We start from the raw sequence: 16698 nt of genomic DNA, 5'->3' as shown, positions 1-16698 counted from the left end.
TATGTCAGACGTTTCTTATAGAAGACATATAGCAAAAACAATTACTTGGAGAATAATAGGAACTTTAGATACCATAATTCTCTCTTGGGTAATTACAGGGGACCCACTAGCTGGTTTAAAAATTGGCATAGCTGAAGTAACAACCAAGACTATACTATATTATCTCCATGAGCGCGTATGGTACAAAATTAACTTATCCAAGGATGGCGTTCTTTTAGAGAGTAGAAAACGTCACATTGCCAAAACGTTTACTTGGCGATTTATAGGTACTTTAGACACGATGACATTAGCTTGGATAATTTCTGGCAATCCGCTTGCAGCATTACAAATAGGATTTGCGGAAGTTATTACTAAAATGATTTTATACTACCTACACGAGCGCGCCTGGTATAAAGTAAATTTTGGGTTAAACAAAAGAAAGAAAGAATAATATGAGCAAAAATATTATACCTCACAATTATCAAATTTCTATAGAGGATAGGAGACAAAGTAATCAACACAATTCTTTTTTATTGTGGTTTACAGGTTTATCGGGTTCTGGTAAATCTACAATAGCTAATGTTGTAGAGCAAAAGCTATATCTAAGCGGTATAAAAACTTTTACGCTAGACGGAGATAACATTCGAAAAGGAATTAATAAAGATTTAACATTTTCTCCCGAGGGGAGAACCGAAAATATTCGCAGAATAGCTGAGGTGGCAAACTTAATGGTAAACGCAGGTTTGGTAACACTTGCGGCGTTTGTGTCACCCTACAAAAAAGACCGAGATAACATAAGAAGTATTGTTAAAGATGTTAACTTTGTAGAGATATATATCAATACAAGCATTGAAGAATGTGAGCGTAGAGATGTAAAAGGTCTGTATAAAAAAGCACGGTTAGGAGAGATTAAAAATATGACAGGAATTTCTGCGCCTTATGAGGCACCAGAGAATCCAGATATTGAAATAAAAACAGAAAGTGTATCCGTAGAAGCAGCTGCGCAGCGGATAGTAGATTATATAACACCAAAATTAAAGCTCAACAATGAGTAAGTATTATTTAAACTATTTAGACGAGTTAGAGAGTGAAGCCATTTTTGTTCTTAGAGAAGTATGGGCTCAATTTGACAATCCAGTAATTTTATTTTCAGGAGGAAAAGATTCTATCTTGGTAACACATTTAGCAAAAAAAGCATTTTATCCTGCTAAAATACCATTTCCATTAATGCATGTTGACACTGGGCATAATTTCCCAGAAACCATTCAGTTTAGGGATGATATTATCAAAGAATTAGGCGCGCAGCTTATTGTTGGCTCTGTACAAGAATCTATTGACGAAGGTCGTGTTGCTGAAGAAAAAGGGAAAAACGCTACGCGTAATGCACTTCAAATTACAACATTACTTGATGCTATTGAGGCAAATAAGATTGATTGTGCTATTGGTGGTGGACGTCGTGACGAAGAAAAAGCAAGAGCTAAAGAGCGTTTCTTCTCTCATAGAGATGATTTTGGACAATGGGATCCTAAAAACCAACGACCAGAACTGTGGAATATCTTCAACGGAAAGCATTTTGAAGGAGAGCACTTTAGAGCATTCCCTATAAGTAACTGGACAGAAATGGATGTTTGGAACTACATAAAACGCGAGAACATTTCAATTCCATCATTATACTTTGCACACGAGCGCGAAGTCGTTTGGAGACAAGACTCTTGGATTCCAAATTCTGAATTTTTAGTGCTAGAAGACCATGAAGAAGTGGTGACTAAAAAGATACGTTTTAGAACGTTAGGTGATATTACTATTACTGGTGGAGTAGAATCTGATGCTGATACATTAGAGAAAATTGCTGCTGAAGTTGCTGGTATGAGAAATACCGAACGTGGAAACAGAAGTGACGATAAGCGATCAGAATCTGCTATGGAAGACCGTAAGCGTCAAGGATACTTTTAATCAATATTAAATAAAAAATTAACTGTCATGCCAAATTATATTTGGCATCTCATATGAAGAATAACATGTTAGACAACAATCAATTATTACGTTTTACAACTGCAGGAAGTGTAGATGATGGAAAAAGTACATTAATAGGGCGTTTGCTATACGATTCTAAATCTATTTTTGAAGACCAACTAGAAGCTATTGAAAACACAAGTAAGAAAAAAGGTCATGAAGGTGTAGATTTAGCACTATTTACAGACGGTTTAAGAGACGAAAGAGAGCAAGGTATTACCATTGATGTTGCTTACAGATATTTTACAACACCGAAGCGTAAATTTATTATTGCTGATACACCAGGACATATTCAATATACACGTAATATGGTTACTGGAGCATCAACAGCTAACGTAGCAACTATTCTAATTGATGCAAGACATGGTGTGATTGAACAAACCAAGCGTCATGCATTTATAGCGTCTTTATTGCAAATACCACACATTATTGTTTGTGTAAACAAAATGGATTTAGTTGATTTTTCTGAAGAAGTATTTAATAATATTGTTTCAGAATTTGAAGAAGTGTCTTCAAAAATGCTTGTTAAAGACGTTCGTTTTATACCAATGTCAGCGCTTTTAGGAGATAATGTTGTAAACAAATCAGAAAACATGCCTTGGTATCAAGGAGCACCAATGCTGCATACTTTAGAAACTATGCATATTAGTAGTGATATTAATAAAGTAGATGCGCGTTTTCCTGTACAAACTGTAATAAGACCACAACGTGAAGGTTTTATAGATTATAGAGGTTATGCAGGTCGTGTAGCAAGTGGTATTTTAAGAAAAGGAGATGAGGTTACAGTAATGCCTTCAGGTTTTACTTCTAAAATAAAAAGCATCAACCTTCATGACAAAGAATTAGAAGAAGCTTACGCACCAATGTCAGTTTCTATAACATTAGAAGACGATATAGACATTAGTCGTGGTGATATGATTGTGCGTTCAAACAATAAACCAGAGCCTTCTCAAGACATTGAGGTGATGTTATGCTGGTTAAATAATAGTGCCGCTAAACCTAGAGCAAAATATACTATTAAGCATACTTCTAACGATCAAAAAGCGATGATTAAAGAAGTGGTTTACAAATACGATATAAATACTTTAGAGCGTAATAGTGAATACAATGATTTAGCAATGAATGATATTGCTAAAGTTAAAATACGTACTACAAAGCCATTAATGATTGATGCTTATAGAGAAAACCGTACAACAGGAAGTATTATTTTAGTAGATGATGCAACCAATGAGACCGTTGCCGCAGGAATGATAGTATAAAAACAAAGAATTTACACCATGAAAAAGGTAATATTAATACTAATGCTGTTATTGTTTATTGTTTCTTGTAAAAATGAATCAAAAATAAACGAGACGGAAAAACCATCTAATCAAGCTAAAACAGAAAAAGTTTCAGAACAATTAGAAATAGAATTTAGGTTTAAAACCAATAAAAAAGATGTTTTTAAAATAATGATGAATAACATTGAGGTTGATGAACTTCAGAAAAAGAACATTCATTTTTTTGAAACGGTAGAACCAACATCAAATTACGATTATATAGATGCTAAATTTGATGAGGGCAATATGTCCAAGAAAATAACGATAAACTTAGGAGATAAAAAGATTAAAACAGTTGAAATTCAAAGCATTAATATATCATACAAAAATAATGTTATTAATATTTCTTCCCACAAAGACATTAACAAGTACTTAAGATTTAATAAGTATATAGAAAGAGATTCGGCATCTAGCATTATTAAAACAAAAAAGGTTAAAGGACAGCACAAACCAGCTATTACATTTTCTAAGAAGCTGATAAATGAAATTAAGAAGTAAACCTTAAAAATTTAAAAAAACAGTATTGAAAAAAGTATTAATTGTTATAGGCACAAGACCAGAAGCCATTAAAATGGCACCTTTGTATAGGAAATTTAAGGAAATGCCATCAGACTTTGAAACGAAGCTTTGTGTTACAGCCCAACATAGAGAAATGTTAGATCAAGTTTTAAGTTTTTTTGAAATCACACCAGATTTTGATTTGAATTTAATGAAGCCTAATCAAAACCTATATTCACTAACTTCAGATATAATTACAAACATAAAACCTGTTTTAGAAGAGTTCAAGCCAGATTATGTTCTTGTTCATGGAGACACAACAACAACGATGGCCTCAAGTATAGCTTCATTTTATTCGGGAGCAAAAGTATGTCATGTAGAAGCAGGATTAAGAACTTTTAATATGCAATCTCCTTTTCCCGAGGAGATGAATCGATGTGTTACGGGAGTCGTGTCAAATTTTAATTTTGCGCCAACAGAAACTTCAAGACAAAATTTATTAAACGAAAATAAAGTTGATACATCTATTGTTGTAACAGGAAATACTGTAATTGATGCTTTATTTTTTAGTGTAAATAAAGTAAACTCAAACGAGTTCAAAGATTCAGAAATAAAGCAACTTAAGCAAAATATAAACCCAGAAAAGAAGATAATATTAGTAACAGGACATCGTAGAGAGAACCATGGCCAAGGGTTTATTAATATTTGCGAAGCTTTAAAAGAGATAGCAGATTCTTATCCTGAAGCCGAAATTATTTATCCTGTACATTTGAATCCTAACGTTCAAAAACCTGTTTATAATTTATTGGGTGAAGTTTCTAATATCAAGCTTATTTCGCCATTATCTTATCCAGCTTTTGTGTGGCTTATGGAAAAAGCTTATCTAATTATTACAGATAGCGGAGGCGTACAAGAAGAAGCTCCTAGTTTGGGTAAACCTGTGCTTGTAATGAGAGACACTACTGAACGTCCTGAAGCTGTAGAAGCGGGTACGGTTATATTAGTAGGTACAGATAAGAATAAAATAGTTCAACAAGCCACTCTACTTTTAAATGATACGCAAGCCTATGAATCTATGAGCCATAAACACAACCCTTATGGAGATGGAAAAGCTTGTGAAAGAATTGTAGAGACCCTATTAAATCACTAAAAACAACCTTTGAGATAAACAAATATCCTTTATTGATTTACATATTGAATTTATTGCTTTTAAAGTTTCAGGAGATAAATTGGTGACATGTTTTGAGATACTATAAAATAATTCTTTTTTATACATGAATAATACTAAATTAAAAAGATTAATACTTAAAATTAGGTTAGCGGTTAGAAGAACAATTGGAGGAAAAAGATTAAGGCCAAGCTTTATAATAGTAGGTGCCCAAAAAGCAGGAACAACCTCACTTTATAAATACCTGACTCAACACCCAGAAATAGAGGCAACTTTAGAAAAAGAGGTTCACTACTTTGATTTAAATTACGATAAACCATTATCATGGTACCAGTCTTTTTTTCCTTTAAAAAAGAATAATGGTAAAATAACAGGAGAGGCTTCGCCATATTACATGTTCCACCCTTATGCTATTAAAAGAATTGCTGATTTTAATTCTGATATGAAAATAATAGTATTACTCAGAGAGCCAGCCAGTAGAGCAATATCACATTATTATCATGAGGTAAGGCTTGGTAGAGAAACTTTAGGAATGCGCGAAGCATTTAATCGAGAAAACGAAAGAATGGATGAGGAATTAGAAAAGTTCAAAAAAGATCAATATTATATTGGTTATAACCATCAAAGGTTTTCTTATCAATCTCGTGGTGACTATTCGTCTCAGATTAAAGAAATTAAAAGATATTTCAAGCAAGAAAACATTAAGATTATTGATAGTAAAGAATTTTTTAAGCATACTTCAGAAACCGTCAGTGATGTGCTGAAATTTTTAGATGTAGACCCAACATTAGAAATTAAAACTGAAAAAAAGTTTAATGCATGGGAAAAGAAAGCAGATCCAGAAGAAAAAGAAATTAAAGCTGAGCTTAAGACCAAGTTTGAGAACTCTAATGAAGACTTATTTGATTTAATAGGGCAAAAGTTTGATTGGAATTAAGCCCAAATTTTTATGGCAAAGGATTTAAAAAAGAAGACATTTACAGGGTTTCTTTGGCTCATAGTAGGCAGTAGTTCTCAGACAGCACTACAAGTTCTGGTATTGTCTATTTTAGCTCGTTTAATTACACCTGAAGAATTTGGGGTTGTTAGTATAGCTATTATCTTTCTTGGGTTTTCTAAAACCTTTTCTCAGTTAGGCATGGGAGCAGCCATTGTTCAAAAAAAAACAATAACAACTGCACATATTAGAACTGCATATACTACCTCGCTGTTAATAGGAGCTTTTTTTTGTATTATAACAGTCATTTTTTCAGAGCACATAGCCTCTTACTTTGAAATGCCTCAACTAGATAGGGTTCTAAAGTATGTGTCATCCATTTTTATAATTGATAGTTTTATTTCAATTTCGCAATCATTACTCCAGCGAAATATGAAAATGAAACATTTCGCACTTACGGATTTAATTTCTTATTTAATTTCTTTTGGATTTTTAGGCGTAGCCCTTGCATACAAAGGGTATGGGTTATATGCGCTTGTTTATGCATATATTTTACAAGCAGTACTAAGAGCTATTATGGTTTCTTATCTAGAACCACACTCCATCCTTCCTTTTTTCAACAAAAAGAGCTTTAACGATTTAGTATTTTTTGGAGGTGGTCATACACTAGCAAAAATCGCCAACTACTTTGCTGGTGAGGCAGATAAACTTGTAGTCGGTAAAATGATAAATGCTGACGCCCTGGGCTATTACAGTAGGGCTTATCAGTTAATGGTTGCTCCTGTTAGATTAATAGGACAATCATTAAATATAGTTTTGTTTCCGGCGTTGTCTTCGGTACAAACAGATATTGAAAGAGTAAAAAATGCGTATTACAAATCAACTCAACTTGTGGCATATGCATCGCTGATTATTTCTGTGGTTTTGGTAATAAACGCAAGAGAAGTGGTTTTAATCCTTCTTGGGGAAAATTGGACAGATGTCATTGTACCATTTCAAATTTTAGCAGCGGGAACCATTTTTAGAATGAGTTATAAAATAGGAGATTCATTGGTAAAAGCTCTAGGTGATGTATATAGAAGAGCAATATTTCAAGTTATTTACGCAATATGTGTTTTATCGTTCTCTTATATTGGTCATTTTTGGGGAATAGAAGGTGTAGCAATAGGTGTGGTATTGGCGATTTTCCTTAACTTTATTTTTATGGCCCATCTAAGCCTTTCTCTTTTTAAAGATAACTGGAAAAGGTTTTTAACACTTCACATAAAGCCCTTTTTGTTATCAATTTTTGTTTTGTGTTTTGCTTATGCAATACTATCCATAATTAGATCTTTGGGCTTAAATTTATTACTAACAGAAATAATATACCTGTTTATGGTGTTCGGCTTTTTATTAATTATACTTTTGCGTTTTAAGAAGCAACTAGGTATTTCAGAAGAAGTTAATTCTGTTGTGAAAGTGATTAAAAATAAAAAGAAATGAAGCATGTGTTCATTACAGGATGTCCGAGAAGTGGGACAACCATGTTAGCTAGTATGCTCGGTAGTGCTCAGTCTTGTGTAGCCACTCCAGAATCTGATTTTTTTATCGATTTTGTATATAAATACTTAAACAAAACATCAAGAGAATTAAATAAAGAAGATTTTAAAAATTTCTTAAAATCTAATTATCGCTTCAAACAGTGGCAACTTAAACCAGATAATATTGAGAACATTCCCGAAACAGTAACATATAAAAATTATGGTGCTGTTATTGAAAGCACTGTTAAACAATATGTTAAGGTTCATTCAGAAGTTAATGAAACTGAGGTTACAAGAATAGACCATACACCGTCTAGTATTTTAGATTTTAATATCTTAAACGATCTTTTCCCAGATTCCCATTTTATTTTTATTGTTAGAGACCCTAGAGCTGTATATGCTTCAGTTAAGAATTTAGACTGGGGAGCTAATACGGCACTAAAATTGGCAGAAGAGTGGAATGAATACGCAGCAATGTATTTGTCAATAGAAAAGTTATTTCCAAATAGAGTCTCTCTAATTAGATACGAGGATGTTTTAACAAATGCACCAGCAGAATTGAATCGTTTATGCGAGTTTATAGGTGTCCCTTATTCTAATAATTTACATGAAGGTAATGGTTTTAAGATACCAAGCTATACATCTTTGCAACATTCTTTAGTTGGTAAAACACTAGATAGGCAAAGAATTGATAAGTGGAAATTAGATTTAGATGAACACGACATATTGCTTATAGAGGCAAAAAGTAGTTTGATAATGAAAGCCTTTAATTACCAATCAACCGTTACAAAAAAACACAGAATAGGTATAAAAGATAAAGTAAAAGCACTTCTTAACGAAGCATATTATTATTTTGTAAATAAGATAAGAAAAAGAAAAAGAGAAAAAAGTGCCTAAGTTAAAAGCAATAAATATATTATCGTTTTTACTATTGCTACTGATAGTAATTTCTTGTAAACCAAAAACCGAATTGTATCTTGAAAGAGGACTGGATATTCTTAGTAACAAGCATGTGCTAAATTACAAGATAAGTGAAGGTGTTGTAGTAAGAGAACTAGGAATTATAAGAGATCAAAAAGAAGATATTAAAACTCTGGTATTAAAGTTGAATGATTCTGCAAATACCAACACAGTCGACAAAGATATTACAATAGGTATGACCGTTTGGATTATAGATGATAACAAGAAAAAAAGGATTGAAAAGTGGGATTTTATACCTAAGTTTACCCAAGTAAAAAACTACAAATACATTTTAAATGACATTGATATAGAGGAAGATCAGATTAATAAAATGAAAATATTTCTCTATAAAAAAAGTGAGGGTAGAAAGAATAAAATAGGACCAATAATAACGTTAAATAAGGTAAACACCTATAATGACTGAGACAAAACCCAATATAGCATTAGTAACGGCTGTTAAAGACGAAATAGATAATCTTGATAAATTCTTTAGTGCAATTGAAAATCAATCAATAAGTATAACATGCTTAATAATTGTTGAGAATGATAGTACTGACGGTACTAAGGAGTATTTAGATAAAGTAAAAGAAGTAAAAAACGTTGAGCATTTTAAAGTCATCAATATTAATTTTGAAGATAAAACTTATAGGGTTGGTAAAAAATATGCAACAATAATAAACACAGGTTTTCAGTACCTTAGAGATTCTTCGTACTATGAGTCATTAGATTATATTGGTATTCTAGATTGTGATGTATTTCCTGAAAAGGATTATTACCTTAAGCTTACAACTTTTCTTAATGAAAATCCAGAAATAGGAATTACTAGTGGACTTATTTATACCGAAGAGGGTAAAGCCCATATCTCAGATCCTAATTTTGTTGAAGGAAATAGCCGAATATGGTCAATAAAATGTTTTAACGAAGCGGGTTATCTTATAGCTTATACAGCAGATACTGTGTCTGTTGCTTTAGCACATTTAAAGGGCTGGAAAACAAAAACCTTAAAGTCGGCAAAGGTTGTTTCTAGAGAAATAAATGTGAGAATTGGTAACTCAAGAAATAAGGGTTATCATGCTTATTATAGAGGACATACTATCGTTTATGTGTTTTTAAAATCATTATATCTAGCTCTTGCAAAAGGGAAATTTAAGATGGGATATGAGTTTTTAGCTGGGTATATTGATAGTGCTCTTAAAAGAAAACCAAGGATTGAAGATAAAGAACTCAGAAAGTATTTTAGATACTACATGTTTAATAAAAAAATGCATAAGTACTAATTTGTGAATGTCATAGTATTACTTATTTGCTTTTTTCTTTCAGCTTTTTTTCATCAAGGCTTATACATTGTAATGCCTTTCTTTACTGTGTTTTATATATCCTATCAAAAAGAGTCGAAATTATTTTTAAATTCCATTAGCAAAATTTATTTGTATGTGGTTATAGCTGTCTTAGGCTTTTTTCTGATACAGTCTTTATTATATTTTGATATTAAAATATTTTCCATAAAAGGTTGGTTGAGATTTCTCGCCTATTTTTCTTTTGCAGTATTGGTGTCTTATATGACCAAAGCAGACATTAAATATTTTTTTATAATAATAGTTGGTTATTTTACTCTAACAATACCCTTGGCATATTACCAAAATATTCCAGATTGGGGGCGTTATAGAAATGTTTTACAACACTCTAATCACTTAGCTTATGTGCTATCTATGATTATTTATTTTTTAGTTTTCTATAAGCCTTTTAAAGACAAAAAAATTAATTTTATATCTATAGTAATTCTTTTTATTTCATTATTAGCAACAAAGTCTACGGGAGGACTGTTAGTACTTCTAACATTATTGGGTTACAATGCTTTAAAGTCTAAACGAATATCTTTATTTAAAAAGCTTACCTTTATCTCGTTATGTATTATATCTATTTTAACTGCAATAAATCTTTCTGAGAAAATAGCCTACCAACTCCATTCAATTGACTTTTTAACCTGGGATTTTGTAATGGAAAGAGTAAACAATTATACAATTAATGGAGTTAATAGAGCGGGCGCACATGGTTCTTTTGTTTGGAGAATTATTTATTGGTCAAAACTTGTTTTTACATTTTTTTCCGAGTCTTTTTTAACGATCTTTTTTGGAGTTGGTGTAGACCATTTAACCAAAGGCTATATGCCCTATGAATTTATGGATAAGGATCCACATAATGATTTTATAAAAGTATTGATAGAATATGGAATTTTTGGAATTCTATTATTTTTTGGCTTCTTTAGAAAAGTTTATATTACTTTGAGCAAAAACTTCAATATTATTATTTTATTGATAGTACCAATGATTTTTGGTAATGCTATTGTAAATTATCCTTTTAACACCACTTTGATTTTAATTATAATGTATGAGTATAAACGGAATCATATTAAAATCAACTAATTTTTTTTTAATACTATTTGTCTTTTTTACTGTTTTGCCGGTAAAGCTCAATTTTAGTAGTTTAACTATTATTATTTTAACAGCAATTAGCCTTGTTAATTTGATAGTCTATCGTAGAAGTATTGCATCATTAAACCCTTTGGTTTTTTTGATTTCTATTCCGCTAGGAGTTTATGCAATAGGGCTTATTAACACGTCTAATATAGATTATGGAATTAGTTTTTTTATCAAAAACATGAGCTTTTTAACCTTTCCTCTAATCTTCTATAGCCTAAATAAATATATAAATAGAGAAAAGGTTTTGAAATATTACCTCATAGGTTTAGTTCTGAATAACATATATCTAATTTATTTGTTTCTCTATTATTTTAATTTTGGGGCGAAATTTTATATGATTGTTACTACAGACATGTACCATTCTACATATATGGGAATGTACAATATTGTGGCGTTTTGGATTTGTATTTTCTTTTTCAAGAAAAAGAGTAAAAAGCGATATCAATTATTTGCGCTGTTCTTTCTTATTTCAGCAGTTTTAACCTCTGCAAGAATTATTTTTCTTTTAGCTATAATTTCATTAATTGTATATCTAGTCTTAATATTTAATTCAAAACTAAAAAAAGCCATAGCAATCGCATTGACTCTAATAGTTGGAAGCGCAGTAATAATAACAGTACCATCAGTAAATCAAAAATTTCATCAATTTATTGAGATTGATGAAATAGGGTTTGATAAAGATAACTACCAGAGTATTTCTTCACGATTTGGAAAAATTGAAGCTTCAGTTGAGGTGATAAAGAATAATATTTGGTTTGGGACAGGGACAGGAGATATTATTGACGAACTTGTAAAAGAGTACCGAAAAATGAAATTTGTAATGGGTTATAAGTATCGTTATAACCCACACAATCAATTTCTAGACAATATTGTTAGGAATGGATTAATAGGAGGTGGTATTTCACTAATAGTTATTTACATTTTGCCAATAGTCGTTTCAATTAGAAAAAAAGATTTTTTAACGCTATCTTTCATATTAATAATAAGTTCCGTAAGTTTAACCGAATCAATTTTAGACGTGCATAAGGGCATTACCTTTTATGTTTTTTTTGTAACCTTTTTGTTGCACGATAATTTTCAAAAAATTTCCAGTCCCACTAACTAAATTCATGACACGATATAATTTTCTAAACATTAATGTGGATAATCTTAGCATGGAAGAAACCCTTGCTAAAATTGAACAAACAATTGAAAACAAAAAGCAGTTACTACATGTAGGAGTAAACGCCTCACATATTGTAGACATACAAAAGGATCTGGAGCTTAGAAAGAGTATTAATGAAGGAGATATAATTAATGTAGATGGCCAATCTGTTGTGTGGGCTTCAAGAATTTTAAACAAGCCTCTTAAAGAAAGGGTTTCAGGTATAGACCTTATGATTAAATTGGTCGAATTAGCACATAAAAAGGACTATAAAATTTACTTTTTTGGTGCGAAAGAAGAAATTGTGAAAGAGGTGGTTAAAAGATATACCGAAGAATATTCAAAAGACATAATAGCTGGTTACCGTAATGGCTATTTCAAAAAGGAAGAAGAGCAATCCATAGCACAAGAAATTGCAGATAGTGGAGCAAATATTCTATTCGTTGGTATAAGTTCACCTATAAAAGAGAATTTTCTTTTCGAAAACAGAGATACGTTAAAACAAGTAAACCTAATAATGGGTGTTGGTGGTAGTTTTGATGTTATTGCCGGATTTGTAAAACGTGCTCCAATATGGATGCAAAAATCGGGATTAGAGTGGTTCTATAGACTTATACAAGAGCCTAAACGTATGTGGAAACGCTACTTAATAGGAAACACTAAGTTTATTATTTTAGTTTTAAGAGAGAAACTAAAAGTTTAATATTAACGCAATTTTTTTTAACAAAACCTTTGCTAGTAGTTTATTGGATATATTTTTGTAAATTATTGATTGTCCAAATTAATATTTGATTTGAGTTTATTTAAACACGGAAGATATTCAGGCTACTTAAGACCTATATCTTACTTGATAGATTTGAGTATTATAAACGGGATAGGTTTTTTATATTTATTACCTAATCAAAACCTCCTGATTTTTTCACTATATATTTCTATTGGGTGGATATTATTATCTATTTACTCAAAGTTTTATGAAGTATATAGATATACAAGACCTGTTAACATTTTATCTCTTATATTAAGGCAACTGATACTTTTCTGCCTGTTTGTTTTTGCTTTTTCTGGATTGTACCATGAGCTAAATATCTATCCAAGACCGATAGTAAAATATACATTACTTTGTTTTTTTATAATTGGAATATTAAAATTTACAGTATACTATCTCCTTCAAAAATATCGAGTTTCTTTTGGGGGAAATTACAGATCTACAGTAATTTTTGGTTATAATAAAAAAACCTTAGCGCTAGAGAATTTTTTTAATAAGAATCCAGAATATGGTTACTTACACAAGAGAACATTCAACTTTAGAAAAAAAGCGGATTCTCTTGCGGAATGCTTTGATTATATATTAGAGGAAGGAATTGATGAAATATATTGCTCAATATCAGAGCTTACAAATGCTCAAATAGCAGACATAGTAGATTTTGCTGATAATAACCTTAAAATCTTAAAGTTTATTCCAGATAGTAAGGAAATTTATTCTAAAAAACTTAGATATGAGTACTATGATTATATTCCTGTACTTACCTTGCGTAATATCCCATTAGAGGATTCAGCTAATATGATTATTAAGCGATCGTTTGATATTCTATTCTCTAGTATTGTAATAGTATTTATTTTATCTTGGCTTACACCAATCATTGCTATACTTATAAAATTAGAATCTAAAGGCCCAGTCTTTTTTAAGCAATCAAGAAATGGGTTCAATTACAAGGAGTTTGATTGTTATAAGTTTAGATCTATGACTCCTAATAAGGGGGCTAATTTGCATCAAGCCACAAGAGGAGATCAGCGTGTTACAAAAGTAGGAAGGTTTATTAGAAAAACCAGTATAGATGAACTGCCACAGTTTTTCAATGTATTGTTTGGTGATATGTCGGTTGTAGGGCCTAGACCTCACATGGTTAGCCATACCAATATGTATGCTAAAAAAATTGATAAATTTATGGTAAGACACTTTGTAAAACCAGGCATCACGGGTTTAGCTCAAGTAAGTGGTTTTAGAGGAGAGGTAGAAACAGACAAAGACATTATAGGACGTGTAAAATATGATATCTTTTATATTGAAAACTGGTCACTGCTACTCGATATAAAAATTATTACTCAAACCTTTGTTAATGCTATAAAGGGAGAAGAAAAAGCCTATTAGAGTTTTCCTTTTAGTAATTCTAACTGAGTGTTAAAATCAAAATTTGCATAAGCTGTTTCTTGAATCTTTTGTTTTAGAGCAACATTCAATTTTTCTTTTTCTATAGATTTTATTGTTGAATTAAGATGAGAATAATCACCTGCTTTAGCAACCCATCCTAAATTATTCTCATTAATTAAATCTTCACCCTCACCTCCGCCAAAATAAAGCATAGGTAAGCCTAATTTAGCGTATTCAAATATTTTTGAAGGTACAGAGCCATAGATTCTATTTAATAGCGGAATAATCACTATATCGTACTTTTTAAGTTCGTTATGAAGTTTGGCTCTATCAACTCTTCCATAAAAGTGTATAGGTAAGTTTTTATTATTTTCAATAAATGCTTTGATGTCGTTTTCTTCAGCGCCAGAACCATAGATGTGTAGTTCTATAGCTTTATAGTCAAGCTCTCGGCAGAGTTTTAAAATACCTTGTGCAACACCCAAAAGACCAGCATATACAATCTTTAAAGTATCATTATCTAAGGGTGTTTCATTAATGTCTTGTCGGTTGATGTTTGGATAGTTTCTATAAAGAAACAATTGCGGTTTTGAGGTAATCTTACCAACATGAGTTAAGATCTCATTACTCTGTCCTAAGATTAAATCAGCAGATTTGTAATTAAAACGTTCTAGCTTTTGCAACAACTTATAACTAAAACCTTGCTTTAAAGCGCCAAGTTCAAAACCAGCACTAGGCCAAAGGTCACTAACATTTAAGATGAGTTTTCGTTTTTTAGATCTTAAAAAAAGCATGCAAGTAAAAGCAACCAAAAGTGGTGGAGATTGTACAATTACCTTATCTGGAATTCTATTCCACATAAAAAACCAAACCAAACTCATGCTGTAAGATAGCATAGCAAACAACCTAACAAATTTGTTTTTAGATTTGCTAGCATATAGCCAAAGCCTAACAATATTGATATTGTTTTCCTGAGACTTCACTTTGAATTTACCCTTGTAAGCATCAAAAATTTTACCAGTAGGATAATTTGGTAAAGGAGTAACAACAGTAACATTGTAATCAGAATGTAAGCCTTCAGCTAAATGAAAAATACGGTTAGAAGCCGCTCCAATTTCTGGCGGAAAATAACTCGTTATTATCATTATATTCTTCATAGGCTTAATTTATGAAAGATGTAAACTGTTTTAGTTTCCCGGATTTTGAACGATCTAGTTTTGCAACACGATCAAAAGTAATAGAAATTTCCGGCTCTAAATATTGAATCATTGCTTTACTAATCGTTTCTTTTTCATCATTAGAGAGCGCATTTTTGCTTACATATTTTATTTTAAAAGCATCCAATTCTGATTGCTCTATCACAAATTCAGACACATTACCATCATTTTCAATAACACTTTTTGTAATGTAATAGAAGGTTAGTCCTGCAGCTGTTTTCCCGCTTGGTAAGCGAGCAATATCGTTAGTACGACCTATTAATTTTTTTAAAATAGGCTTTTGTAAGGTGCTTTCTTCACTTAAAATTCCAATATCTCCAATATCATAACGAATAAAAGGATGTGCTTTGTTGTAAAGCGAGGTAATTACAATGCGCCCTTCTTGTCCATAAGGCAGTATATTGTCATTGTCATCTAAAATTTCAACATACAGCGTTTCACTATTAACCCGCCATTGATCTTCTGTATTCTGAAAGGCAATGAGGTCTAATTCAGATGCTCCATACTCGTTTACAATTGGTACTCCAAATTGTGTCTCTAATAGTGTTTTGTCATTATCAAAAAGCATTTCAGAAGTAACGATGCAGACTTTTAAAGTTGGGCAAATAGATTTTAAAACAATATTTTTTCTTTTAAGAAATTTGGCGAATTGCACTAATGGACTTGTATAACCATTGATATAGTAAAAAGGCGTAGATTGAAACTTCGCTAATACACTTTCAAAAGCATTATCACTTAAATCAAAAACCGAAAACCGATAACGATTACTAAACCAATCTTTTAATCGTTCTTTATAATAGCCTTTTTTATCTAAGGGAATTCCATAAAATCGAGCTTGTTTAGATGTGTTAAAGTCAATGCCAAACCACCCAAAACGATTCATTATTTCTGCCCAAGTAAGTGCATGGCACCATTTGTCTTTTGCAAAAATAAAAGGATCTCCAGAGCTGCCAGAGGTTTTGTTTATATATGTGTTTTTGGTTGTATAACCATCAGAAAGACGCTTTTCAAGAGGTTGCTGTAAATGACGTTTGGTCATCACCGGAACTGATTTCCAATCGTTAAGGTCAATGTTTTTGCTAAGCGATTTATAGAAGGGATTGTTTTGTATATGAAAGGCAACAACTTCTCTTCTTTTGTTATTTAAATAGCCCTCAAACTCATCATCAGTTAATGTCTGAATTTTTCCCAAAGCTAGTTTCGCCTTGTTAATATCAAAGCCATTGAATTTTAATGAAAAATCGAATAATTGCAAGATGAATAAAGGCCAAAAGGTTTCTGTAAATTAATTGTTTTTTCATCGTAAAACCAATT

At 31.4% G+C, this 16698-nt stretch carries 17 protein-coding genes; 15 read left to right on the top strand and 2 right to left on the bottom strand.

Features of this window, described 5'->3' with window-relative positions:
• The first annotated feature begins 1 nt into the window (after position 1).
• The 15 genes from ACXAFS_RS01610 (at position 2) to ACXAFS_RS01540 (ending at position 14167) form a co-directional block, all read left to right on the top strand.
• Positions 2 to 430 (top strand): DUF2061 domain-containing protein, encoded by a 429-nt coding sequence (locus ACXAFS_RS01610; protein WP_475304863.1) that lies wholly within the window; start codon positions 2 to 4, stop codon positions 428 to 430.
• Position 431: 1 nt separating this feature from the next.
• Positions 432 to 1034 carry an adenylyl-sulfate kinase gene (gene cysC, locus ACXAFS_RS01605; RefSeq protein WP_475304862.1) on the top strand — a complete coding sequence of 201 codons (603 nt, stop codon included), beginning with the start codon at positions 432 to 434 and terminating at the stop codon, positions 1032 to 1034.
• Positions 1027 to 1932 (top strand): sulfate adenylyltransferase subunit CysD, encoded by a 906-nt coding sequence (gene cysD, locus ACXAFS_RS01600; RefSeq protein ID WP_475304860.1) that lies wholly within the window; start codon positions 1027 to 1029, stop codon positions 1930 to 1932. The genes cysC and cysD overlap by 8 nt, the downstream gene beginning before the upstream one ends.
• 65 nt (positions 1933 to 1997) lie before the next feature.
• A complete protein-coding gene (gene cysN, locus ACXAFS_RS01595) occupies positions 1998 to 3251 on the top strand; it encodes a sulfate adenylyltransferase subunit CysN (RefSeq protein ID WP_475305905.1) in 1254 nt (417 codons plus the stop codon).
• A gap of 18 nt (positions 3252 to 3269) precedes the next feature.
• The gene (locus tag ACXAFS_RS01590; RefSeq protein WP_475304859.1) at positions 3270 to 3809 is read left to right on the top strand and encodes a hypothetical protein; all 540 of its coding nucleotides are present in this window, start codon (positions 3270 to 3272) and stop codon (positions 3807 to 3809) included.
• A 25-nt stretch (positions 3810 to 3834) separates the two neighbouring features.
• The gene (wecB, locus tag ACXAFS_RS01585) at positions 3835 to 4959 is read left to right on the top strand and encodes a non-hydrolyzing UDP-N-acetylglucosamine 2-epimerase (protein WP_475304857.1); all 1125 of its coding nucleotides are present in this window, start codon (positions 3835 to 3837) and stop codon (positions 4957 to 4959) included.
• A 124-nt stretch (positions 4960 to 5083) separates the two neighbouring features.
• The gene (locus tag ACXAFS_RS01580) at positions 5084 to 5914 is read left to right on the top strand and encodes a sulfotransferase family protein (RefSeq protein WP_475304856.1); all 831 of its coding nucleotides are present in this window, start codon (positions 5084 to 5086) and stop codon (positions 5912 to 5914) included.
• 12 nt (positions 5915 to 5926) lie between these two features.
• Positions 5927 to 7396, top strand: a complete 1470-nt coding sequence (locus ACXAFS_RS01575; RefSeq protein ID WP_475304855.1) for a lipopolysaccharide biosynthesis protein — start codon at positions 5927 to 5929, stop codon at positions 7394 to 7396.
• The gene (locus ACXAFS_RS01570) at positions 7393 to 8331 is read left to right on the top strand and encodes a sulfotransferase family protein (RefSeq protein WP_475304853.1); all 939 of its coding nucleotides are present in this window, start codon (positions 7393 to 7395) and stop codon (positions 8329 to 8331) included. The genes ACXAFS_RS01575 and ACXAFS_RS01570 overlap by 4 nt, the downstream gene beginning before the upstream one ends.
• Positions 8324 to 8818, top strand: coding sequence for a hypothetical protein (locus ACXAFS_RS01565; protein ID WP_475304852.1), 495 nt, complete (start codon positions 8324 to 8326; stop codon positions 8816 to 8818). Before ACXAFS_RS01570 ends, ACXAFS_RS01565 begins: the two co-directional genes overlap by 8 nt.
• Positions 8811 to 9671: a glycosyltransferase family 2 protein gene (locus tag ACXAFS_RS01560; RefSeq protein ID WP_475304851.1), complete on the top strand. Its 861-nt coding sequence runs from the start codon at positions 8811 to 8813 to the stop codon at positions 9669 to 9671. Before ACXAFS_RS01565 ends, ACXAFS_RS01560 begins: the two co-directional genes overlap by 8 nt.
• Positions 9672 to 9908: 237 nt before the next feature.
• Positions 9909 to 10817, top strand: a complete 909-nt coding sequence (locus ACXAFS_RS01555) for an O-antigen ligase family protein (RefSeq protein ID WP_475304849.1) — start codon at positions 9909 to 9911, stop codon at positions 10815 to 10817.
• Positions 10818 to 11208: 391 nt separating this feature from the next.
• A complete protein-coding gene (locus ACXAFS_RS01550; protein ID WP_475304848.1) occupies positions 11209 to 11979 on the top strand; it encodes an O-antigen ligase family protein in 771 nt (256 codons plus the stop codon).
• Positions 11980 to 11983: 4 nt separating this feature from the next.
• Positions 11984 to 12721: a WecB/TagA/CpsF family glycosyltransferase gene (locus ACXAFS_RS01545; RefSeq protein ID WP_475304846.1), complete on the top strand. Its 738-nt coding sequence runs from the start codon at positions 11984 to 11986 to the stop codon at positions 12719 to 12721.
• A gap of 90 nt (positions 12722 to 12811) precedes the next feature.
• Entirely contained in the window at positions 12812 to 14167 is a 1356-nt protein-coding gene (locus ACXAFS_RS01540) for an undecaprenyl-phosphate glucose phosphotransferase (protein ID WP_475304845.1), read from the top strand.
• Here ACXAFS_RS01540 and ACXAFS_RS01535 read toward each other — a convergent pair.
• On the bottom strand, positions 14164 to 15324 hold the full coding sequence (locus ACXAFS_RS01535) for a glycosyltransferase family 4 protein (RefSeq protein ID WP_475304844.1): 1161 nt from the start codon (positions 15322 to 15324) through the stop codon (positions 14164 to 14166). The genes ACXAFS_RS01540 and ACXAFS_RS01535 overlap by 4 nt on opposite strands.
• A gap of 4 nt (positions 15325 to 15328) precedes the next feature.
• On the bottom strand, positions 15329 to 16642 hold the full coding sequence (locus ACXAFS_RS01530; RefSeq protein WP_475305904.1) for a phenylacetate--CoA ligase family protein: 1314 nt from the start codon (positions 16640 to 16642) through the stop codon (positions 15329 to 15331).
• Positions 16643 to 16698: the final 56 nt, after the last annotated feature.

The organism is Winogradskyella sp. ABM4_392 (assembly GCF_056160445.1).
Note: the sequence above shows the minus strand (reverse complement) of the source record. Positions and strands in the feature narration are given on the sequence as shown.